Below are 21,507 nucleotides of genomic sequence, written 5' to 3'. Positions count from 1 at the left end.
TTCTGCCCCCCCCCCCTCCCCCCTCCCCCCCCCCTCCCCCCCCCCCCCCCCCCTCCCCCCCCCCCCCCCCCCCCCCCCCCCGCCCCCCCCGCTTTTGCGTGCGGCCGGAGTGCCGGGGCATCGATCATGATGCAGGTTCGGTTCGCCGCGGCGGGGGTATCCCGCCGCCATGACAGACGACCGGACAGAGCAGCGAGCCGCCGACCTGCTGCCCGAGGAACGCAGCGCGGGTGGCAGCACCGACCCCCGGGCGCAGGCCGAGGCCATTCTCGCCGAGTCGGACGAGCGCGAGGCCGACCTGGAGGCGGCGCCGAGCTCGTTCCTGGAGCACCGATCGTCGGACCAGACGATCACGCCGGGGGATGGCACCCGGTAGTGGACATGACTTTCGTGTTCACCGATCCGCATGGCACCATCGGCCGGATGGCAGCCCCGCAACGAAGCTCCGGGCGCAACGTCTCGCGTCGAGTGCCTGGTTCCGGCATGGCCGCGAGCCCCGATCCGGTCCGCGGCGCCGGTCGCCGACGGCCGCCGGCGACCGTGAAGACCATCCTGGCGGCACCGGACGCCACACCCGCCGCGCTGACCTCCGCTGCCGCGGGTCCCCTCATGACCGGTGCCGGGGCAGAGCAGTCCCCGGCGACCGCCATCGCCGTCCCGGAAGTCCGGCTCGACCTGCTCCCGCCGGCCGGCCGGCCGGCGTCCGGCGCTGCCGAGCTGCCGTCCGGGCCGCACCCGGTGGAGCTGGCCGGGCTGTTGCACGAGCTCACCGCCCGGCTGCTCGGGGCCGACGACGTGCCCCAGGCGCTCGACCGCCTCGCCGCCTTCGCCGCCGCGGCCGTTCCCGGCACCCTGCGCTGCTCGGTGGCCCTGATCGGGGAGGGTGGCCCGCCGGTCGTCGCCGCCTCCGGGACAGCGGCCAAGGCGCTGGACGACCTCGAGTACGCCGGCGGTGACGGTCCCGGTCTGGAAGCGGCCCGAACCCGAGCCCTGGTGACCGCTCCCGACCTGCAGTCCGACCCGCGCTGGCCGCGGCTGTCCGAGTGCGCCCGCTCGGAAGGGGTGCACAGCGTCGTGGCGATCCCGCTGGACGTGCAGCGCTCCTCGGTGGGGGCGCTGAGCCTGTTCGTCGCCACACCGGGTGGGCTCGACCCTGAACTTCTGCTCACCGCGATGGCCATCGTCAACCAGGCCGAGCTGCTGCTCGGTGAGCTGGGCCGGCGCGAGGGGCTGCGCGAGGGCGCGACGGTCGACCGGGCCGCCGGGGTGATCATCGCTCAGCGGGGTTGTGGCGTGCAGGAGGCCTACACCGTGCTGCGGGAGACCGCTCAGCGCCTCGGCCTGGACCGCCGGGCCGTGGCGGAACGCCTGATCGCGGCGGCCGCCCGCAACGCCGAGGCCTGAGCGCGCCTACTTCTCGACGCGCTGGACGACCTCGAACTCCAGCAGGCTCGCGCCCGACGCCACCGGGCGGCTGCGCTCACCGGCGTGGGCCGCCCGGCCCGAGCCCGCCGACCACGCCTGGAAGTCCTCCTCGGTCTCCCAGCGGGTGTAGACGAAGTAGCGGGTCTCGCCGCCGACCGGGCGCAGCAACTCGAAGCCCAGGAAGCCCTTGGCGTTCTCCACCGCGCCCTGCCGGGCGGCGAAGCGCTGCTCCAGCTCGGGGCCGGCGCCCTCGGGGACCTCGATCGCGTTGATCTTCACAACTGCCATACGAAGAAGGGTACGAGCGCGGGCTGCGCTCGTACCCTTCGGTGTCGTCCGTGGTCAGCGGGAGCTCTTGGTCTCCACCTCGGGACCCGCCCCGACCTCGCCGGGCACGCCGTTGCTGTGCTGCGCGGCCAGTGCGTCGTCGGCGCGCTGCTGCTGCGCCGAGCGCTGGGACAGCGGGATCTCCGGCAGGAACAGGACCACGATCAGTCCGAGGATCATCACGGCCGCCGCCAGCAGGAACACGACGTGGATGCCGTCGGAGAAGCCGACCTTGAACGGGTGCGAGACCACGTCGGAGAGCCGGCCGAGGAACGAGGTGTCGTTCAGCGCGTCGCCGCTCTGGGCCTGCTGCAACGTCTGCAACTGACTCGGGTCGGCCGCGACCGCCTGCTGGAACTCCGGTGTGCCCTGGGCCGACTGGTACGCCGAGCTGATCTTGCCGCCGACGACGTTGAACAGCACGGACAGGAAGATCGCCGTGCCCAGCGTGCCGCCCATCGAGCGGAAGAAGGTTACCGAGCTGGTGGCCACGCCGATCTCGCGCGGGGAGACCGCGTTCTGCACGGCGGTGATCATCGGCTGCATGTTGCCGCCCAGGCCGAGGCCCATGACCACCATGATCAGCATGGTCTTCCAGAGCGGGGTGTCGGCACCGATGAGCGAGAACAGCCCGAGCGCGACGAGCATCAGCGTGCTGCCGATGATCGGGAAGATCCGGTAGCGGCCGGTGCGGGCGATCAGCTGACCGGCGGCGATCGAGCCGGCCATGATGCCGATCACGAACGGGATCATCTGCAGGCCGGCCTCGGTCGCCGAGGAGCCCTTGACGATCTGCAGGTACAGCGGCACGGTCAGCAGGCCGCCGAACATGGCCATACCGATGATCGTGCTGGAGATCGAGCCGACCGCCACCGTCCGGTTGCGGAACAGCCGCAGCGGCAGCAGCGCCTCGTCCTTGTAGGCGCGCTCGGCCAGGATGAAGCCGACGATGCCGATGAGCCCGACCGCGTAGCAGCCCAGCGCCCGCGGCGAGTCCCAGCCCCAGGTGCGGCCCTGCTCGGCCACGGTCAGCAGCGGCACCAGGCCGACGATCAGCGCGACCGCGCCCGGCCAGTCGATCCGGTGATCGGTCCGGGTGTGCGGCAGGTGCAGCACGCGCGCCACGACGAGCATCGCGGCGATGCCGATCGGCACGTTCAGGTAGAAGATCCAGCGCCAGCCGGTGATCCCCAGGATGGTGTCCTGGCCGGCGAAGAAGCCGCCGAGCAGCGGGCCGATGACGCTGGCGGTGCCGAACACGGCGAGGAAGAAGCCCTGGTACTTGGCGCGCTCGCGGGGCGGCACGATGTCGCCGATGATCGCCAGGGCCATCGACATCAGGCCACCGGCGCCGATGCCCTGGATCGCCCGGAACGCGGCCAGCTCGTACATGCTCTGCGACATGCCGCAGAGCACCGAGCCGATCACGAAGACGGCGATCGCGAACAGGAAGAAGCCGCGGCGGCCGTAGATGTCGGAGAGCTTGCCGTACAGCGGCGTCGAGATCGTCGAGGTGATCAGGAAGGCCGTGGTGGCCCACGCCTGCAGGTCGAAGCCGTGCAGGTCGTCGGCGATCGTACGGGTCGCGGTGGCCATGATCGTCTGGTCCAGGGCGGCCAGGAACATGCCCATCATCAGGCCGGCGAGGATGGTCAGAATCTGCCGGTGGGTGAATTCCGCCGACGGTTGCCCGGCGCCCGGAGCGCCCGCCGCGGGTCCCGTCACCGCGGGTGCGGTGGTGCTGGAGTTACTCACGCGTTCTCCCGTGCTGGTACGGCTGGGTCGCAGCGCACGAGCGCCTCGACGGAGCTGTTGAATTCTTCGAACAGTTCGGCGAACGCACGCACCCGCTCGACCGGCCAGCCGCTGAGGGCCTTGCTGATCAGGTCGTTGCGTGCCTGGTGCAGCTGCAGGCAGGCCGCCAGGCCCTCCTGCGTGATGGCGAGGCGGGAGGCGCGGCCGTCGGCCGGGTCGGCCTCCCGGCGGGCGAGGCCGGCCTTGACCAGCTGGGCCGCCTGCCGGCTGATCGTGGACGGGTCCGCGCCCTTGACCTCGGCGAGGTCGGTGACGCGCATCGGGCCCAGGTGCCGGAGCGGGAACAACAGCATGAGCGCGGAGAACTCGGCACCGAAGTCCCCCACGTGGAGCATGCCCTTGGCGCGCGCACCGAGCCGGGCGAATCGCACAAGTTGCTCAGCCAGCCGTCCGCTGGCTTCCTCGGCTTCACCTTCGGTCACCACTGCACCTCCCATCAAGATGCGTGCAGCGTACAACTTGTTGGTTGGTGAAAGCATTTCCGTGCACTCATCAGGCGGCGATTGTGGTGCGCATCTCCCACACGCCCGTGAGCAGTGACTCCGTCTCCTCCAGGGCGGCCGGGACGGGCACGACGTACTCGGCCACGCGGGTGAAGAGCCGCTCCGGGAAGTACCCCCGGCCGGGGTCGCCAACCAGAACCCGGGTGCCCTCGCGGCCGGCGCCACGCAACCGGGTGGCCATCCGGTCGGCGACAGTGCGGGTGTAGAAGACGTCGCCGGCCAGGATCACGTCCGCGGGCACGTCGGAGTCGGCTATGTCGAGCGCGCGGGTCTCGACGGCGACGCCGTTCGCGGCCGCGTTCCGGGCCGCGGCGGCCACCGCCAGCGGATCGACGTCCATCGCCGTCACCCGGGACGCGCCGGCTTTCGCCGCGGCGATCGCCGCCACGCCCGAGCCGGACGCCACGTCGAGCACCGAGCGGCCCCGCACGATCTCGGGATGGTCCAGGACATGCCGGGCGAGCGCCTGGCCGCCGGCCCAGACGAACAACCAGAACGGCGGCGGCACGTCGCTGCTGAACGCGCCGCCGGTGCCGTCGAACAACCCCACCCGGCCGTCGGCCAGGTGCAGCGAGATCTCCGGAGCCAGCGGTACGGGCAGCAGCGTGGTTTCCACGCCCGGGATTCTTCGCCGTTGCCGCTCGGTCCGCGCGCTATTTGAGTTGCGTCACAGCGCGGGGCTACGCGGCCAGTTCGGCGGCCCGGCGCAGCAGCCCGCTCACCGACTCGGGCCCGTGCTGCTCGCCGGCGGCGGTCAGGACCGCAGTGACCGCCAGCTCCAGCGGGGTCCCCGTGCCGTCCTCGCGCAGCAGCTCCAGGAACAGCGCCCGCGTTTGGTTCGACGGCTCCACGCCCAGCCCCTCGGCCAGCTCACGCCGGCACCGGTCGTACGCCCGCAGCGCCGCCACCCGGTCCCCGATCAGCCGATGCGCGGCCATCGCGATCGCCCAGCCCCGCTCGGCGACCGGATCCAGTCCCACCGCCCGGTCGGCCAGAGCCAGCGCCTCCCGTGGGTCACCGGCGGTGAGGGCGTGACCACCGGCGTCCAGCAGGGTTGCCACCAGCCGGGCGCGGTACCGCTCGCGGGCCTGGTCGGCCCAGTCGTGCTGCTCGACGTCCTCCAGCAGCGGGCGGGCGGCCACGTGGGCGGCGGCGGTCAGCGGGCGCAGGGCCCGGCCGGCCGTACGGCCCGAGGCGGCGGCGACCAGTTCGTCGAAGCGGGCCACGTCGACCCGGACCTGATCGGCCACGAGGGCGTAGCCGCCGTTGCGCGTGGTGATCACGGAGTCACGCGTCTGCCCGTCCGGGTCGAGTCGATGGCGCAAAAGGGACACATAACTCTCCACCGTGGCCTGATGGTTGGCCGGCGGCCGGCCGCCCCAGAGCAGTTCGGCCAACTCCGCCTTGTGCAGGTCGCCACGCAGGGCGAGCAGTGCGAGGATGTGGCGGGGCTTGACGCCGCCGAAGTCGCGACCGGTCAGGCGTACGCCCCGGGTGCGGACCTCGAGTCGGCCGAAGAGCTGGATGTCGTACATGGCGTAAGACCCTGTACGGGCGACGGTCACGCGACAAGCGTCCGCCGCGTCGTTTGGCACCCCGAAAGCGAGGGGTGGGCTCCACCGAAGATACGAGTTATGGCGGCCGCTCGGACTCATCCCGTCGGCGCGCGTACCGAGCGATCGACGTGGCTCGCAGGTGCTGTCCGACTGTTGGTACGCCTTGGCTTCCGGCGCGGGACACATAGACTTCCAGCGCTGGCGGATCAGGAGGCATGAATGGGCGAGGCGATCACGGTGCTCGTGGTGGACGGGCATCAGACGTTCGCCGAGTTGCTCGGTGTGGCGTTGGCCGGGCAACCGGACCTGCGCTACGTGGGGCATGCGCGGACCGGCGAGCAGGCAATCCGGCTCGTGCAGGAGTTGCGGCCGAACGTGGTGCTGATGGATCCGGACCTTCCGGACGCCGACGGCATCGCGATCGCCGAGCTGCTGCGGCACCGCCAGCCCGACACGCGTTTTGTCGTGCTGACGGCGAACAACGAGTCCGCCCTGGTGGGCCGAGCCACGGCGGCCGGGGCCTCGGGTTTCCTGTCGAAGAACGGGCCCCTCGGCGACGTGCTCAACGCCGTCCACACCGCGCACGGCGGTGGCATGACGGTGTCGACCGACATCCTGGCGCGGCTGCTGCGCAGCACCACCCCGGTGGTCGGTCCGCGCGCCGGTGGGCTGACCGCCCGCGAGCACGAGGTGCTGGTGCTGATGGGCTCCGGGCTGGACCCGCGGGCCATCGCCCGGCGGCTCGGCATCAGCGTGCACACGTGCCGGGGCTATGTGAAAGCTGTGCTGGGCAAGCTCGGTGCGCACAGCCAGCTCGAGGCCGTCGCGGTGGCCACCCGGCGTGGGCTGCTCAGCCCCGACCGTTCTAACGGAGAGTAATTCTCGCTCGTACTCATCCGTTAAGCCGCGGGATCCGTACTTCTCGCCGGAGCGCCTGTCGAAGATTGTCGGCGCCGGCGCGAGTTGGAGGACATCGCGTGGAACGTTCAATCGCCGATTCGTCCGATGTGTCCGTCGCGCTGGCGGAACTCGCGTCGACGTCGGGTGCCGACTGGGCCAACCGTGACAACGAATCGCTCTACCGCCGGACCGAATCCGAACCGGCACCCTACCGGCGACCACCCGCTGTGAACTCGTTCCGTAACGATGCTGATGAGGAAGACATGGCCGACTCCCCGAGCTGGAGTGCCTTCGGGTCACCCCGTACCGCTTCCTCGGCCGCGGACATTCCCGCCGCGGACCCGCCGGAGCCCGAGTACGGCCCGGCCCCGCCCGCCGGCCCCGGCCGCGCCTCCTTCGGTTTCACCGCCGGTCCGATCAGCGGCAACCACACCGGCGGCCACGCCACCATCGGCAACCATCAGGGCCGTCCCGCACCCGTCTCCGGCGCGCCGTTCCTGCCGCCGCCGGCGGGCCCCCCGCCGTACCCGGTCCGCTCGATGACGGGGGAGCAGGCGCCGGTCCAGACCCGGTCGGCCCGGACCGGGGAGCAGGCGCCGGTCCAGACCCGGTCGACCTGGACCGGCGAGCAGGCGCCGGTCCCGAGCCAGTCAGCGCGCCCGGCCCCGCCGGTCGAGCACGACGAGGGCATCGGCGACTTCATCGGCGGACCCGGCCGGGAGATCCGCCCGCACCGCGCCGCCCGCCACCCGCACCAGGCCGCCGAGCCGCAGCTGCTCGCCGAGCCGGCGCCCCGCGGCCGTGGCGTGCTGGTCGCCGGTGTTGTGCTGGGCCTCGCCGTGTTGCTCGGCGGCACCGTCGCGGGCGTCAGCTACTTCTCCGGCTCCGACAAGAGCCTCACCTCGGTGCTGGAGCTGGGCGCCGGCAACTCCGGCGACCGGACCGCGACCGCGCCGATCGACGGCCGCACGGCCGCGTCGTTCGAGCTGTCCACCGCCGTCACCAAGATCACCGTGCGCAGCGAGGACCTCGGCGACGACCTCTACCGGATCTCCACCGCCGAGGACGCCGGCCTCGTCCCGAAGCCCGTGCTGGCCCAGGACCGCGTGCAGCTCAGCATGGTCCCCGACGGCGACGGCACCACCGGGGCCGTCGAGGTGGTGCTCACCACGAAGGTGGTGTGGAACCTGCGCTTCGCCGGCGCCACCGACGAGCAGCGCATCGACTTCACCGGCGGTGAGGTCGGCGGCATCGATTTGGTCGCCGGCTCGCGGGTCACCGAGATCGCCCTGCCCAAGCCGGCCGGCACGGTCGCGCTGAAGGTCACCGGCGCGGTCGACGAGCTGTCGCTGAACAGCCCGGCGGGCTTCCCGGTGCGGGTGCAGATGCAGGGCGGGGCCAAGACGGTGGCGGCGGGCAAGCGCACCCTGCGCGACGTCAAGCCGGGATCGACGCTGACGCCCAAGGGCTGGACCACCAACGACCGCTACGACGTGACCGCGGAAGCCCGGGTCACGCTGCTCTCCGTCGAGACGGCGAAGTAGCGCGCCCGGGCCGGGCGGATCAGAGGACCCGGAGCCGCACCGTCTGGCTCATGCCGCGCAGCCGGTCCAGGACGTCGGCGCTGTAGCTGCCGCTGATGTCGGTGATCAGGTAGCCGTACTCGCCGCGGGTGCTCAGCAGCTGGCCCTCGACGTTCACGTGGTGCTCGGCCAGGATGCTGTTGACCTGAGCCAGCACGCCCGGCATGTTCAGGTGCACGTGGATGACGCGGCTCATGTCGGTGCTGGCCGGCAGGGCGACGCTGGGCAGGTTGACGCTCAGCGTGGTGTTGCCCTCCTGCACGAAGTGCACGAGCTTGTTGGCCACGAAGTCGCCGATGTCCGACTGGGCCTCCTCGGTGGACCCGCCGATGTGCGGGGTGAGGATGACGTTCGGCAGGCCGCGCAGCTCCGAGACGAACTCGTCACCGCGGCCCTTCGGCTCCTTCGGGAAGACGTCCACGGCCGCGCCGGCGAGGTGCCCGCTGGTCAGCGCGTCACGCAGGGCCACGTGGTCGACCACGATGCCGCGCGACAGGTTGAGGAAGATCGACCCGGGGCGCATCCGGCCGAACTGCTCGGCGCCGAAGAAGCCCGCGTTGCCCGGCCGCCCGTCGACGTGCAGCGTCACCACGTCCGAGCTCTCCAGCAGCTCGTCCAGGCTGGCGCAGCGCTGGGCGTTGCCCAGGGCCAGCTTGTCGGCGGTGTCGTAGAAGGACACGTGCATGCCCAGGTTTTCCGCGAGCACGGAGAGCTGGGTGCCGATGTTGCCGTACCCGATGATGCCGAGCCGGCGGCCGCGGACCTCGTGGCTGCCGTGGGCCGCCTTGTCCCAGATGCCCTCGTGCATGAGGTTGTTCTTCTCGGTGAGCCGGCGGGTCATCGCGATGATCTCGGCGAGGGCCAGCTCGACCACCGAGCGGGTGTTGGAGAACGGCGCGTTGAAGACGGCGATGCCGGCCTGGGAGGCGCCGGCCAGGTCGATCTGGTCGGTGCCGATGCAGAACGCGCCGATCGCGACGAGGCTGTCCGCCGCCTCCAGGACCTTCGCGGTCACCCGGGTCTTGGACCGGATGCCGAGCAGCTGCACACCCTGGATGCGCTCGACCAGCTCGACCTCGTCGAGGGCGCCGGCGACGGACTCGACCTGGTAACCCTCTGCCTCGAGCCGGGACACCGCGTCCGGGTGGATGCTCTCGAGCAGCAGGACTCGCACCTTGGGTTGGTCGATCATCACTTTCCGTTCCATGTCGGATTCTGGTGCACGTGGAAGGGGGACCGTCCGGGCCGCCACGCCGAAGCCCAGGTCAGGCGTACCAGCCTAATGCCCCGGATTGCCCGCCCCGCGAAGGTGTGCCGCAGCTCCCATCTGGCGGTCACCCGCGCGAGCGCACCGGGCGGGTCAGCCGGGAACGCGCTCCCGCAGCCAGGGCAGCATGGCATCGGCGTGGGCTCGCTGGAACTCCCGGACGTGCGGGATACCCGGCGAGGGGTGCCGTGAGCGGTCCAGGAAGTCGCCGGTGAAACCCGCGATGACGTCGGTCGCCGTCCGGAGGTCGATGCCGGTCAGCAGCCGGTCGCCCGGGCCGCCGTGCACCAGCACGTTCATCGCCAGCAGGACGGTGTCCAGCCAGGCCGGTCCGACGCACCCGTACGGCCAGTCCACGACGACGATCGAGCCGTCCGGGCGTACCAGAAGATTGTCGGCCCGCACGTCGCAGTGCGCGAGGGTGGCACCGGTCGCGACCGCGGTCAGGCCGCGGTCCGCGGCGGCCCGCAGGTCGTCGAGGTGCGCGGCCACCCAGGGGTCCAGATCGGGCAGCGGATCAGCGGCGATCCGGGCCCAGCCCCCGAAGCACTGGGCCAGGTGCTCCGCGGCGGTCGGCACGCCGGTCACCGGCGACGGCGTGAGAGCGTCGGCCAGCTCCCGCAGCGCCCGCACGGCCGCGTGCATCTCGGCCTCGACCCACGGGGTACGCGGATGCCGGCCCTCGACGTCCTCGTGGATCAGCACCACCCACTCACCGTCGTCGAGAGCCGCGAGCAGCCGGGGCACGGGCGCCTCCACGGGCATCCGGGCGGTCACGTGTGCCTCGGCGCGGGCCAGCTCGATCGAGCGGGTGCTCAGCGCGGTGCTGACGGCCTTGACGAACGCCCGCCGGCCGTCCGCGGTGAGCACCCGGTCCGCCGTCCCGGGTGAGAACCCGCCGGACTGTGAGGCCGCGTGCACCACCGGCCCGCCGATGACGGCCTCGACCTTCTCCCTGATCCGCTCGGGCAGCTCCGCCCAGCCGATCCGTATCCCGTACCTCTGGATCATCTGATCGACCTCCTTCCCGGCGGATGGTGGCAGTCGGGGAAGGGGCACCGGCGTACTTGATCGCACAACTGCCCCCGCACCCCCGGCGAAATGTCACACCGCCCCGGAATGATGGCCGTCAGGCCGGCGAGGGGACAGGACATGAGCGCACCGACCGCCGCCGCTGCCAGCGCGGCGCGGATGACCGAGGACGAGGCCCTGCGATGGCGGGCCCGGTTGCGCGAGCGGTCGGAGCTGGCTCTGCGCCGGCGGGCCGAGCAGGCAGCAGCTCGCCGGTCGGCCGCCCGGCGGCGGGCCCACGGGCTGGTCGACCGGCAGGCCGCTCGACTGGCCCGCGGCCGGCCGGACGCGTTCGAGCCGGATCTCCATTGCACGCAGTGACCGGCCGGCCGGTCAGGGCATGGGTTCGCCGATCATCGTCGGCGGATTGCCGGACATGCCGCCCGTGCCGGTGCGGCACCGCGGCCGGATCCTGCGGGACCTGCTGTTCCCGCTGGCCCTGCGCACGTTCTACTACGACCAGGGGAAGATGTTCGGATGGCTGCACGGATACACCGTCGACTGGGCCACGCCGGCCGGGACAGCGGCAGCAGCGCCGCGATCGTGATCGCCAGCACCAGCCGCGAGTTGCTCCACAGTGGCGGGCCCAGCGCCGGGACCGGCAGCAGCATCACCACGAGCACCAGGGCCGGCCAGGCGCGCCGGGCCCAAGCCGGGCCGCGTACGGGCAGCAGCGCGGCCAGGACCAGCCAGATCTGGTGATGGGTCCAGGAGACCGGGGAGAGCACGACGCTCGCGGCCCCGGTCAGCACCAGCGCGGAGAACCAGTCACCGTCACGGGCCCGGCGGGTGGCCCGGTGCAACGCCAGCGCGGCGATCACGCCACCAGCCACCAGCACGACGGCCGAGCGCACCGGAGCCGACAGCTCGACGCGCAGCAGAGCGCCGTTGAGCGACTGGTTGCCGACCGAGGTGATGTAGCCCAGCCGGCTCACGTGCGAGATCTCGGTCGTCCAGAACCGCCACGAGTCGCCGGGCAGCGCGACAGCAGCCAGCGCGCCGCACGCCGCGAAGGTCGCCGACGCCAGCACGGCCGCGCGGCGGCGACCGGCGAACCAGAGCAGCGGGATGAAGATCAGCGGAGTGAGCTTGATCGCGGCGGCCAGCCCGATGAGCAGGCCCTGCCACCGGCTCTGCCGCAGGGCCAGCAGGTCGACCGCGATCAGGGCGGCTAGGAAGAGGCTGACCTGGCCGTACTTCAGGTCGGAGGAGACCGGCGCCGACAACACCAGGACCAGGGCGTACGCGGGGGCCCGCCGGCCCAGCAGCAACGCCAGGCCGGCGACGGTGACGATGGTGGCGAGGGTCCAGGCCAGCTGCAACGCCACGGTGGGGACGCCGGCGAGGGGCAGGAAGACCAGGCCGGCGAACGGGGGATAGGTGAAGGGGGCGTTGCCGGCGCTGATGAAGTCGTACAGGCTCGCGCCGTGGGTCAGGCCCCGCACCGCGCCGGTGTAGACGCCCAGGTCGGAGAGGCGAACGTCGGCCGGGCGGGCGAGCACGGCCCAGGCGGTGATCAGCGCCGCCAGCGCGGCGGGCAGCCAGAGCAGGGCGGGGCGCGCGCTGCGTCGTTCGGCGGTGGCCGGTGGGAGCGGGCCGGTGAGACGGTACGCGCGGCGGCCGGCCGGCCGGTGCGCCTCGATCAGGCCGGCGCGCTGGAGGCGTACCAGTAAGGGGTAGAGCGACCCGCTCGCAACGCCCGCCTCCCGCACCAGGTCGAGACCGTGCCGGCTCCGGCCGGGCTCGGCCGCCAGGGTGGCGAGGACCGCGGCCCGCGCGCTCATGACGCCCGGCGTGCCGGGGCGCCGAGGTGGGCCACCAGCAGCCCGATCAGCAGCGCGACGGCCAGCCGGCCCGCCGGGTGGGCGAGGAAGCCGAAGCCGAAGACCGCCGAGTTGTCGACCAGCCGGTGCAGGGTCAGCTCGGCCGCGCCGCCCGACCGGCGCAGCACCTCGCCGATCGCCAGCCCGCCCAGCCCGGCCACCACGCCGAGCGCCACCTTGCCGGCGGCGTCCGGGGACCCCACCGCGTCCGGAATCCGGGGCGAACCGCGGCGCAGCAGGCCGGCGACGACCGCGACCGAGCACAGGGTGAGCGGGCCGATCATGGCCGAGGCGTTGCCGAGCAGGACGTCGGAGGCATGGAACGCCGGTCCGGCCTGCTGGAGGTGGCCGAACGCGGCCGTGCCGTCCGCGAAGTAGGCCCCGAAGTCGGCGATCCCGCCGGGCAGCAGGGCGAGCGGGAACCAGGACGGCGCCGAGGCGGCGTTCACCCCGAGGACCGCGGCGGCGTGCAGGGAACCGGCGGCTGCGGCGACGTCGAGCGCCAGCAGGGCACCGGCGACTGCCGTCACTCCGGCGAGTGTGGTGCGGCCTGTGGCTCGCAAGCTGGTGCTCACCCGTACGGTGGCAGCGGTCAGGATCGTCCACGCCAGCACCGCCGGGCCGATGTCGATCCAGCCCATGAACGGCATGACCGCCACCTGGTTGCCGGCCAGGAGGAACGCGTAACCGGCCGCACCCAGCAGCACCACCCGGCCCATGGTCGTGCGGCCGCTGACCGCCACCATCACAGCCGCGGCGGCGGTCAGCGCCACAGCCCCGGCCACCGCGCCGAAACGCCCCTGCGCCAGATGGGCGGCGTTGACCAGCGCCGCCGCCAGCAAGGTCAGTGCGGCCGGCACCGACAGCGTGCGGGCCCAGCCGGCCCCGCGCTGCGCCCAGGTCACCGGCTCCTCGTCGGCCTCCTCGACGGCAGGGGAGACGGCCAGGCTGCTCGCAAAAGTCAAGGCGCGCCACGAAGATCGAGACGCGTCCAGCTCGGCGTGCCAGTCCCGGGCCAGGTCGTCGCGCAGGTCCGCCGGCCAGCGCCGGGCTGCGGAGTCGACCAGGCGTCGCGCCAGGCGGTCGGCCGCGCTCATGCCGGCTGCGCCTTGATGCCCGGGACGGCCACCTGGGCCATCTGCTGCTGCATGGCGGCGACTTCACGCCGGGCCTCGGCGGCGCCGTCCGCGGTGAGCCGGTAGTAGCGCCGGGTGGGCCGCCCCTCGGCGGCCGGATCGGTCTGCTCCCAGTGCGACTCGACCCAGCCGGCCCGCTCGAGGCGGACCAGGACCGGGTAGAGGGTGCCGCTGGGCAGGCCGGTGGCCTGCATGAGCTGCAGGCCGTAACGCTCGGCGGCGGGATCGGCGAGCAGCGCCACCACCACCTTGAGCACCGGCATGGTCATCCGCGGAGGCATGTAGGCACTCTACATAGGGTCGGCAACCGTGTCACCCAGCTCGATCCGGCCGGTGCGCTCGACGGTCGCCCAGACGCCGAAGGTCATGTCGTGGTGCTCCGCGACGGTTCGCAGCAGTCGGCCGTGCTCCGGCACCTCCTCCTGCGCCAGGTCGATCATCACGCAGCGGGTGAGGCGCCGCCGCGGCCGCAGCACGACCTGGTCGCCGATCCGCAGGTCCCGCCCCAGCCACTCCTCCTCCGGGAAGCCGGTGCCGGGCACGTCGATCAGCAAGTTGGCCCGGAACCGCAGCGGGTCGACCTCTTCTCCGGTCAGCTCCCGCAGCCGGCGCAGGGCAGCGATGCTGATCACGCTCACCGGCCCCTCGTCGTGGTGGACGACCTCCGCCTCGCGGGTGATCGTGACCGGCCGGCCCAGCACCTCGCTGACCGCCCGGTGCCCGGCCTGGTCGTCAGCGGCGAACCGGCGCCCGTCGGGCAACTCCACCACCGGTACGGGATCAGCGAAGTGCCCGCGCAACCGGAACAGGCCGGGCATCCGCCGGAAACGCCGGGTGTTCTTGCCGCTGCCCAGCTTGCCGTCGGTGTCGCGGACCGCCCAGAGCCGGTCACCGGCCAGCCCGCGCTGCTCGAGCTCGACGGCCACGGGCCGTTCACCCAGCAGGGACTTGATCGGGTACCGGCGGATCTCCACGACCTTCATCGGCTGACTCTTTCGTGTTCGGAGAGAGATTGCAGCCGGTCGGGTCGACCTGGGGGCCGATCATCCGAGATCCGGGCGCGGACGCTGTTCCCGGCGGGCGTGGGCATCCACAGTGTTCGGGCGGTCGCTTTCCGCTCACCAGCCCGTCGCTCAGGAGTTCTCATGGCGTACCCGCCTCAGTCGCCGTACGACCCGCAGGTCCCTGTTGTGCCGGCGGGCCCGCCGGCTGCTTTCACCGGCTATGGGCCGCAGCCGCAGCCGCAGCCGCCTCGTCGCAGCCTGCTGCCGTGGCTGGCGCTGGCCGTCGCCCTCCTGGTCGTGGCCGGCACGGGCGGCTGGTTCCTCTACGACCGGGTCATCCGGACGGATTCCGGGGTGGCGGCCTGCGAGGCCCTGCGGGACGGCGACAAGGCGGTCGACGGGGACGACGGCGACAAGACGATGACCGAGGCCGAGTACCGCGAACTGCGCGGGGTCTTCGAGGACTCGCGCTACGAGGACATCCGCGATCACGGTACGAAGCTGATCGACCTGGTCTGGCAGCTGTCGAAGCTGGGCGACGAACCGGGCCTGGAAGCTCTGGCCTTCATGGGCCCGCTCACCGAACACGTGACCGGGCTCCAGTCGGCCTGCGCGGACCAGGGCGTCATCGTCGACCTGAAGCTGGGCGAGTAGCGGGCCGCTCAGGCCTGGATCGGGTCCGGCTTTGGTGCCGGTGGGCCGCTCAGGCCTGGAATCGGGTTCGGTGCCGGCGGGTGAGCAGCACGCCGCCGGTACCTGCCAGGAGTAGCAGCAGTGCCGCGCCCACGACCGCGGCGACCGGTGTGCCGGTCACCGGCAGCCCTCCGCCGCCGCCCCCACCGGCGCCGTTGACGACGATGAGTGCCTTGTCGTTCGACTTGTCCAGCTCGCACGTCCCACAGGCGGCGGTGACCTGCACCGGCCCGTTCGCGCCCGCGATCACCCGGTTGATGCGCAGACCGAAGCGGAACTTCTCGCTCGCCCCGACCTCCAGGTGATTGCTCGTCCGGCACCCGTACTGGGCGGCACCGGGCTTGGCCGGCTCGCTCCAGGCGGGAACGCCGTCGACGACCTGGCGGCAGCGGTCCGGCACGGTCACGACCTCGGTTCCCTCGGGCACCGACACGAGCATCCGCGCGACGGTGGTCGACTGGTCCAGGTCGAGGACGGCCGGTCCGTCGTTGCGTACCCCGACCGCCGCCGTGACCACGTCACCGGCGTCCCCGTCGACCTCGGCGCCCAGGGCCACCAGGTCGACGCCGTTGCGGCCGGTCACCGCGATACGTACCCGTGAGGTGCTGTCCCGGTAATCCACATCGGCCTGCCGCTTCGCCGCCGCGGAGACGACCGGCTCGAGCCGCAGCACCGGCCCGTCCCCGGCGGTGCCGGCGGGCTTGCCCAGCGCCTTCTCCTCAGCCAGATAGCCGTCATGCTGCGCGGCCGTGCGCCAGGTGAAGTCGGCGGCCAGCTTTCCCGGCGCGATCGTGCTGCTGCGCAACCGGTACGGCAGGACCAGCCGATAGGCGGTCCCCGGCTGCAGCTGCTGGTCGAAGCTGCACGACACCAGCCGGTCCGCGTCGTACCGGCAGTTGCGGTAGCGCGTCCCGGCCTGCATGGCCCACGCGGAGCGGTCGACGCTCATCCCGATGCCGTCGGCGACGTTCGCACCGGCATTGCGCACGCTCACCGGCACCTCGAACGACCCACCCGGCTGCGCCGACAGCGTCGGGCCCGGTACGGCGACGAGGCTGACACCCTCGGCCACGGTGACGTCGGCGACGCCCGTGACAACCTCGTCGTGGTAACCCCGGAAGGTGGCGGTGACGGTGCCCTCGGTCCCGACCGGCACCGACGCGGCGGCCTTGAGCACGGCCCAGTGGCTGCGCTCGCCGGCCGGGGTGAAGTCGAAGAACTCGTCCTCGAAGCTGCAGCTCAGGGTGTCGGCCAAGAGGGTGCAGTTGGGCGTGTCGTAGTCGATGTCCACGGTGACGCCGGCGTCGACCAGGCTCTGCGAGATGCGGTAGCTGACGTTGTACGCCTGCACGCTCTGAGCCGGTGCGGAGTAGGTCCGAAGCCAGATCCTGGTCGCGCCGCCCGGTGCCACGACGGTGTCGGAGACCTCGACCCGCAGGTCCGCGGGGGCCTGCGCCTGGGCGGGCGCGGGGCTGAGCAGGGCGGCCATCACGCCGGCGAGGACCATGATCGGGAACTTCGACGTCATGGCGAGGGACCTTAGGCGAGATCGGGTTCCGCCCGCGACCCCGGTCCGACCTTGAACCTCAGGTGCAGGACCCGCTCGCCCTGATGACCACGTGGGGGTCCTCCAGCAGGTGCTGGGCGTTGATGCCGCCGAAGAAGCGTTTGCCCGATCCGAACACCACCGCGTTGTGCATGGTCACTGTGCCCATGGGTCCTCCTCGGGAGTTTCGCCTCCCGATGGTGTCGCGCCGGGGGCGGGTCGGGCTTGTAAAAATCAAACGGCCGGCATCGGACCGCTGTCCAGACGCCGATGAACCAGCCGTCGGTGAGCATTGTCGGCGGCACGGACGGGTCGGAGTCCGAGAGGCGGACGGGGCCGCCGAGGTTGAGGAAGAGGTGGGCTGAGGGCATGGGCGGGACGTTCATGCGGGGGTGGCGTGGGGTGCCGGCCAGGCAGTAGATGTCGTCGATGAAGCTGTCGAGCGGAGGGGCGGGAACCCGGCCGAGATACTTCATGGTCACAGTTTGGATGGCGCGTCCGCGGTTGACGACAACGGCGCTGGGGACAACCCGCCCGCCGGACGGGCTGCCCCTGTTCAGCCCGTGGGCGTCAGCCGGCCGCCCCCAGGGTGAACAGACGCGTGCCGTTGAGCCCCGCGTCGTACACACGCGCCGTTCCGGTCTCGATCCAGGTTTGCCCGTAGCAAACCGACCACGAATCGGGTGCCACCCCTGACCTCGAGCACACGTACTGGATTGCGCCGAACTGGCCCGAGGTGAACGCCGCTTCGGCGGGATAGAGGGTCCCTCGCCGGTTGTGCACGATCACCGCGCCCTGGACGTCGATCCCGGTGTACAGCGACCGGATCAGACAGGCCTGCGCCTCCACGCCGGTCTCGATCGGCGTGGTTGTGGCGCAGTTCCAGTCGGCGTAGACAGCCGAGGTCGGGCTGGTTTTGTAAGAACGCCAGACGCCGGGGTCCGCCGCGGCCGGGCCGGCGTTCACCACACTGAATCCGAACACAGCGGTGACGACGGCCACCGCGTAAGTCGTCACTCTCTTGAGCCTCATCCCGAACCTCCCCGCAGATCCATTGAGAGTGATCACTTTATGGGCTGTGAGTGACGAAGCCAATGGTTGAGCGGGCATCCCGTCGCGCAGGCGACGCAGGCAGGCGCGGTCCGGCTGCTTCCCGGTGGGCGATGGAGACCCGCCGGGCTTCGGCATCCCAGAGCCGCCGGGTCCAGGGCGGGTAGCCCGGCCGCCGGAGGCATCTTCCCGGTGCAGGGTCGGAGGTCCTGCCCGCCGGAGGCGCGACCGGATCTTCCTTCCGACCGGAAGGGACAGCGCGGCTGGCGACCCCGTAACGCACCTCGGGTCCCGCCCACTACCGTGCGGACGACCCCGCTGTCTTGATCAGTATGCCGGTACAGGCCGATCGGCTGGCGGTAGAACTTCGATGGTTTGTCAGCGGCCCGCCGGTTTGCGGCCCGCCTTGAAGACGTATGGAACGTCTTCACCACCGATGCCCCGCGACCTCGACCCGGAGAGCGGACCGCTCCCCTGGTTGTGCAGAGCTAGAGTCCTGCTCTGGTCTAGGGCGAGGATGCGGTGCAATGAGAGACAACGTGGGCTGGCTGGTTTGGCTGGCGACGGTCGCAGCCTTTTACCCACTCAACCAGCGGCTCGTCCGCCGCAAGGGCCTTGATCATCGGCCATGGTTCGTCCCGAGCCTATGGGGCCCCGTGGGAATGCTGATCATCGCTCTGGCCTCGCCGATGGGCTGGCGCCGGCGGCTCCCGTAGTCGGCACGCACCTTCGAGCATGCAGTAACCCGGCAGATCCGACGTTCGGCCGCCGAAGGACCACCAGCGGCGGGAGCTGCTGGTCCCTGCGTTCGTCGTCGAGGCCGTGTGCCGCTACCTCGTGACGGTGCCGGACGCTCCCGGAGGTGTTCGTCTTCCGGGTAGGAAGCAGCACACCGCGGCGCGCCAGCAGAGCTACAGCGGGTTCCGCCGGGCTGTCGCCTCCGTGGGTCTGAAGGACGTCACGCGGCGCGACCTGCGGGCGACGCACGCCGGCTGGGTGGCCGACTCGCTCGGCGTGATGACCGCCGCCCGCCGGCTCAGGCACGCCAACGCGAGCGTCACGACTCGGCGCCACGCCCGGCCGATCGACAAGCGGGACGCCCAGGTCGCCAAGCACCTCGACAAGCTCGGGACCGACCAGGCATCGGGCACGGAAGCCCGGCAAGGGGGACCCATGATGGGTGATCAACGCTGTGAGCTGGCGCGCCCGGCAGGATTCGAACCTGCGACCGACGGATTAGAAGTCCGTTGCTCTATCCGCTGAGCTACGAGCGCCTGGCCGGCCCACGGAGTGTGCTGGCCAGCACATACTAGAGTTTCGCCGCCGCTCGGTCGAGCGGGATGTCAAGCCGTCGTGGCGTCCGCTTTGTCCTCCGGGGCCGGGGGTACGGAGATCTCCGGCGTGCCCTTCGGCGGGACGAACGCGTCGACCCATCTACCCAGTTCCTGGAAGAGCTCCGTGCGTACGTCCTTGCCGGACAGCGTCAGGTCGTGCATGCCGCCGTCGAACCGCGCGATCGTCACCCGCGGCCCGAGCCGCGGCGCCCAGCGCACGATGTGCTCCACGTCCAGGACCGAGTCGCTCAGCCGTACGTCTTCGCTCCAGCTCCTGCCGCGGAAGGTCCGGGTCGAGCAGGCGACCATGATCGGGGCGTCGATGGCCAGCCCGGCGCGCAGGCGGGCCTGGCCGCGGCGGATCGCTTCGAGCCATCCGGTACGGACGGGGAAGCCGTTCACCGGTTTCCAGGCGAGATCGTAGGTCCACTCGCCACGGTGCTCGCTGTGCAGGCTCTGCCCGTACAGGCCGGCTGTGCTCATCGGCAGTACCCGGTACGGGTTGCGGCTGCTCGTACGGCCGATCATGTGTGCGAATGGCCGGCGCAGCAGCCAGGGCACGTTGAAGTCGAAGAACGGGCTGTTCAGGAACAGGCCGTCGACGATGCCCTGGTCGTGGCGGGAGTGCGACCACAGCGACGTGATCAGGCCGCCGGTGGAGTGGCCGGCGACGAGCAGCTGGTCGTGGCCGTCGTCCTCGCGGATGATCCGGGCCGCCTCGTCCAGCTCGGGGTAGTACTCGGTGAGGCTGCGCGCGAAGTTCGGCGTCTGGTGCGGCAGCAGGCTGCGGCCGTACTTGCGCAGGTCCAGCGCGTAGAAGTCCCAGCCGCGTTCGACGAAGAAGTCCGCCAGATGGGTCTGGAAGAAGTAGTCGACGAAGCCGTGCACGTACAGCACCGCGCGCCGTGACGGGGTGTCCCCGCGCCGGCGGACCAGGGTCGCGACGACGGCGCCCTCGTCGTCGGTGCCCAGGTCGATGGTGAGTCGCTCGTACGGCAGGCCCAGGACGTCGGTCTCCACGCCGCCAGGTTACCCACGCGTAGGGACCTTCGCGCCATACCAGATCAGCGGGATTTTCCGTGGTTTTCCACATTCCTCCGTCGTCCACAGGCTGGCGCGGATCCTGAAGCGGACATCGGGGCGTTCGGCGCACGCTGCTTCCCAGATCGCCCGCCGCACTTCCCCTCGATAAGGAGACGCAGTGTTCGACACCAACATCGTGGTGGTCGGGAACGTCCTGACCGCGCCGGAATGGCGCCGCACCGCCAGCACGAACACCCTGGTCGCCAACTTCCGGGTGGCGTCGACCGCCCGCCGGATGGACCGGGAGACCGGCCGCTGGGTCGACGGCAACCAGTTCCGGGTACGCGTCAACTGCTGGCGCCGGCTCGCCGAGGGAGTGGCGGCCTCCGTCACGGTCGGCGACCCGGTCGTGGTGGCGGGACGCCTCTACACCCGCGACTGGACCGACTCGGAAGGCAACCTGCGCACGACGTACGAGATGGAGGCCGTGTCGGTCGGTCACGACCTGTCCCGCGGCCGGGGCCGCTTCTTCCGCAACAAGCCGACGTCGGCGACGAGCGCGACGGAGACGGCGGAGAGCGACGGCCAGGTCCGCGGTGAGGCGGCGGTCCCGGTCGGGGAGGACGAGGCGCCCACTGTGTACGGCGACGGCGTGCTGGACGGCGACGAGCCGACGTTCGAGGACGTCCCGGGCAGCACGCCGGGCGGCTTCGACCCGCTGGCGGCCCTGCGCGGCGGCAGCATCGAGCCGTTCGACACGGAGATGGTCGTGCCGGCCGCCATCCCGGCGCCGGATCCCGACGACTCGGAGCCCGCGCCCGAGCCGGGCTCGGAGGGTGGCCCGGACTCCGAGCCGGCACCTGCTCCCGTTCCGGGTCCTGGCCCGGGCTCCCGGTCCAGCTCGCGGTCCAGCCGTTCGGCAGAACGTGGATCGGCCGGTGTGGGGGCTGACCAGCCCGACGCCGAGGGCGAGGGCTCGGCCCGTCGCACGGGCCGAGGCCGGAGCGCCAGGCGCCAGCCCGTCCCCGCGTGACCGCCGGGCGCTTCACCTCGGCGTGACCGCCAGGTGCCCCACCTGGCGCGACCGCCGGGTGACCGCCCGGGTGTGACCGCCCGGGTGTGACCGCCCGGGTGTGACCGCCTTGGCGTGACCGCCGGGTGACCGCCCGGGTGTGACCGCCCGGGTGTGACCGCCTTGGCGTGACCGCCGGGTGACGCCCGGGTGTGACCGCCGGGTGTGACCGCCTTGGCGTGACCGCCGGGTGTGACCGCCCTGGCTTGATCGCCTTCTGATCTGCCGTCGTTGCGAGCCGACTTCCCCGTGGGTTCGCGACGGCGGCACCGGACCGGCCCCTCCCTTCCGCCCACCCGGCCGACAGCCTTGTGTTCCGGCGCCGACCTCCGCGGCCGCCACCGCAAGGGCAGTTCGGGCGGTGCGCACCGGGCTTCGG

Annotated in this window: 22 protein-coding genes and 1 tRNA gene; 7 read left to right on the top strand and 16 right to left on the bottom strand. The window is 71.9% G+C overall.

From position 1 onward, the window contains the following. Nucleotides 1-169: 169 nt before the first annotated feature. Together ACZ6S4_RS41560 and ACZ6S4_RS41555 are read left to right on the top strand one after the other, a co-directional pair. Nucleotides 170-376, top strand: coding sequence for a hypothetical protein (locus ACZ6S4_RS41560; protein WP_433725701.1), 207 nt, complete (start codon nucleotides 170-172; stop codon nucleotides 374-376). Nucleotides 377-381: 5 nt separating this feature from the next. After that, complete coding sequence (locus ACZ6S4_RS41555) at nucleotides 382-1,404, top strand: ANTAR domain-containing protein (RefSeq protein WP_465480157.1); 1,023 nt, start codon at nucleotides 382-384, stop codon at nucleotides 1,402-1,404. Nucleotides 1,405-1,410: 6 nt separating this feature from the next. On the opposite strand, the gene ACZ6S4_RS41550 is transcribed toward ACZ6S4_RS41555, so the two are convergent. The 5 genes from ACZ6S4_RS41550 to ACZ6S4_RS41530 form a co-directional block, all read right to left on the bottom strand. After that, nucleotides 1,411-1,713 carry an antibiotic biosynthesis monooxygenase family protein gene (locus tag ACZ6S4_RS41550; protein ID WP_212989728.1) on the bottom strand — a complete coding sequence of 101 codons (303 nt, stop codon included), beginning with the start codon at nucleotides 1,711-1,713 and terminating at the stop codon, nucleotides 1,411-1,413. A gap of 54 nt (nucleotides 1,714-1,767) precedes the next feature. Then, nucleotides 1,768-3,507, bottom strand: coding sequence for an MDR family MFS transporter (locus ACZ6S4_RS41545; RefSeq protein ID WP_465480156.1), 1,740 nt, complete (start codon nucleotides 3,505-3,507; stop codon nucleotides 1,768-1,770). Beyond that, nucleotides 3,504-3,989 carry a MarR family winged helix-turn-helix transcriptional regulator gene (locus tag ACZ6S4_RS41540; protein WP_465480155.1) on the bottom strand — a complete coding sequence of 162 codons (486 nt, stop codon included), beginning with the start codon at nucleotides 3,987-3,989 and terminating at the stop codon, nucleotides 3,504-3,506. The genes ACZ6S4_RS41545 and ACZ6S4_RS41540 overlap by 4 nt, the downstream gene beginning before the upstream one ends. A 70-nt stretch (nucleotides 3,990-4,059) precedes the next feature. After that, on the bottom strand, nucleotides 4,060-4,686 hold the full coding sequence (locus tag ACZ6S4_RS41535; protein WP_465480154.1) for a class I SAM-dependent methyltransferase: 627 nt from the start codon (nucleotides 4,684-4,686) through the stop codon (nucleotides 4,060-4,062). A 64-nt stretch (nucleotides 4,687-4,750) separates the two neighbouring features. Next, the gene (locus ACZ6S4_RS41530; protein ID WP_465480153.1) at nucleotides 4,751-5,635 is read right to left on the bottom strand and encodes an AfsR/SARP family transcriptional regulator; all 885 of its coding nucleotides are present in this window, start codon (nucleotides 5,633-5,635) and stop codon (nucleotides 4,751-4,753) included. 210 nt (nucleotides 5,636-5,845) lie between these two features. On the opposite strand from ACZ6S4_RS41530, the gene ACZ6S4_RS41525 reads away from it, so the two are divergent. Together ACZ6S4_RS41525 and ACZ6S4_RS41520 are read left to right on the top strand one after the other, a co-directional pair. Then, nucleotides 5,846-6,505, top strand: a complete 660-nt coding sequence (locus ACZ6S4_RS41525) for a response regulator transcription factor (RefSeq protein WP_360554959.1) — start codon at nucleotides 5,846-5,848, stop codon at nucleotides 6,503-6,505. 284 nt (nucleotides 6,506-6,789) lie between these two features. Beyond that, complete coding sequence (locus ACZ6S4_RS41520; protein ID WP_465480152.1) at nucleotides 6,790-8,070, top strand: hypothetical protein; 1,281 nt, start codon at nucleotides 6,790-6,792, stop codon at nucleotides 8,068-8,070. 19 nt (nucleotides 8,071-8,089) lie between these two features. On the opposite strand, the gene serA is transcribed toward ACZ6S4_RS41520, so the two are convergent. Together serA and ACZ6S4_RS41510 are read right to left on the bottom strand one after the other, a co-directional pair. After that, nucleotides 8,090-9,316 carry a phosphoglycerate dehydrogenase gene (serA, locus tag ACZ6S4_RS41515; RefSeq protein ID WP_465480151.1) on the bottom strand — a complete coding sequence of 409 codons (1,227 nt, stop codon included), beginning with the start codon at nucleotides 9,314-9,316 and terminating at the stop codon, nucleotides 8,090-8,092. 153 nt (nucleotides 9,317-9,469) lie between these two features. Further along, a complete protein-coding gene (locus tag ACZ6S4_RS41510) occupies nucleotides 9,470-10,387 on the bottom strand; it encodes a phosphotransferase family protein (protein WP_465480150.1) in 918 nt (305 codons plus the stop codon). Nucleotides 10,388-10,528: 141 nt separating this feature from the next. Between ACZ6S4_RS41510 and ACZ6S4_RS41505 the strand changes: the two genes are divergently transcribed. Next, entirely contained in the window at nucleotides 10,529-10,768 is a 240-nt protein-coding gene (locus ACZ6S4_RS41505; protein ID WP_465480149.1) for a hypothetical protein, read from the top strand. Nucleotides 10,769-10,800: 32 nt separating this feature from the next. Here ACZ6S4_RS41505 and ACZ6S4_RS41500 read toward each other — a convergent pair whose 3' ends face one another. Genes ACZ6S4_RS41500 through ACZ6S4_RS41485 form a run of 4 tightly spaced genes read right to left on the bottom strand, consistent with a single transcriptional unit; the run spans nucleotide 10,801 to nucleotide 14,389 of the window. Beyond that, the gene (locus ACZ6S4_RS41500) at nucleotides 10,801-12,231 is read right to left on the bottom strand and encodes a glycosyltransferase 87 family protein (RefSeq protein ID WP_465480148.1); all 1,431 of its coding nucleotides are present in this window, start codon (nucleotides 12,229-12,231) and stop codon (nucleotides 10,801-10,803) included. Further along, nucleotides 12,228-13,367 (bottom strand): hypothetical protein, encoded by a 1,140-nt coding sequence (locus tag ACZ6S4_RS41495; protein WP_465480147.1) that lies wholly within the window; start codon nucleotides 13,365-13,367, stop codon nucleotides 12,228-12,230. Before ACZ6S4_RS41495 ends, ACZ6S4_RS41500 begins: the two co-directional genes overlap by 4 nt. Beyond that, nucleotides 13,364-13,687 (bottom strand): PadR family transcriptional regulator, encoded by a 324-nt coding sequence (locus ACZ6S4_RS41490; protein ID WP_465480146.1) that lies wholly within the window; start codon nucleotides 13,685-13,687, stop codon nucleotides 13,364-13,366. Before ACZ6S4_RS41490 ends, ACZ6S4_RS41495 begins: the two co-directional genes overlap by 4 nt. A 9-nt stretch (nucleotides 13,688-13,696) precedes the next feature. Next, nucleotides 13,697-14,389 carry an MOSC domain-containing protein gene (locus ACZ6S4_RS41485; RefSeq protein ID WP_465480145.1) on the bottom strand — a complete coding sequence of 231 codons (693 nt, stop codon included), beginning with the start codon at nucleotides 14,387-14,389 and terminating at the stop codon, nucleotides 13,697-13,699. A 162-nt stretch (nucleotides 14,390-14,551) separates the two neighbouring features. On the opposite strand from ACZ6S4_RS41485, the gene ACZ6S4_RS41480 reads away from it, so the two are divergent. Beyond that, nucleotides 14,552-15,064, top strand: a complete 513-nt coding sequence (locus ACZ6S4_RS41480) for a hypothetical protein (RefSeq protein WP_465480144.1) — start codon at nucleotides 14,552-14,554, stop codon at nucleotides 15,062-15,064. Between the two features lie 49 nt (nucleotides 15,065-15,113). Here the strand turns inward: ACZ6S4_RS41480 and ACZ6S4_RS41475 are convergent, their stop codons facing one another. The 5 genes from ACZ6S4_RS41475 to ACZ6S4_RS41455 form a co-directional block, all read right to left on the bottom strand. Continuing rightward, nucleotides 15,114-16,631, bottom strand: a complete 1,518-nt coding sequence (locus ACZ6S4_RS41475; protein WP_465480143.1) for a hypothetical protein — start codon at nucleotides 16,629-16,631, stop codon at nucleotides 15,114-15,116. A gap of 58 nt (nucleotides 16,632-16,689) precedes the next feature. Further along, on the bottom strand, nucleotides 16,690-16,818 hold the full coding sequence (locus ACZ6S4_RS41470; protein ID WP_465480142.1) for a hypothetical protein: 129 nt from the start codon (nucleotides 16,816-16,818) through the stop codon (nucleotides 16,690-16,692). 401 nt (nucleotides 16,819-17,219) lie between these two features. After that, nucleotides 17,220-17,666, bottom strand: a complete 447-nt coding sequence (locus ACZ6S4_RS41465) for a hypothetical protein (protein WP_465480141.1) — start codon at nucleotides 17,664-17,666, stop codon at nucleotides 17,220-17,222. A gap of 1,231 nt (nucleotides 17,667-18,897) precedes the next feature. After that, nucleotides 18,898-18,973 (bottom strand) — tRNA-Arg (locus tag ACZ6S4_RS41460). 69 nt (nucleotides 18,974-19,042) lie between these two features. After that, a complete protein-coding gene (locus tag ACZ6S4_RS41455) occupies nucleotides 19,043-20,053 on the bottom strand; it encodes an alpha/beta hydrolase (RefSeq protein WP_465480140.1) in 1,011 nt (336 codons plus the stop codon). 181 nt (nucleotides 20,054-20,234) lie between these two features. Here ACZ6S4_RS41455 and ACZ6S4_RS41450 point away from each other — a divergent pair, with 181 nt between their 5' ends. Continuing rightward, nucleotides 20,235-21,089, top strand: a complete 855-nt coding sequence (locus tag ACZ6S4_RS41450; RefSeq protein WP_465480139.1) for a single-stranded DNA-binding protein — start codon at nucleotides 20,235-20,237, stop codon at nucleotides 21,087-21,089. The last annotated feature ends 418 nt before the right edge of the window (nucleotides 21,090-21,507 follow it).

The organism is Actinoplanes sp. NPDC051405, assembly GCF_055586185.1.
Note: the sequence above shows the minus strand (reverse complement) of the source record. Positions and strands in the feature narration are given on the sequence as shown.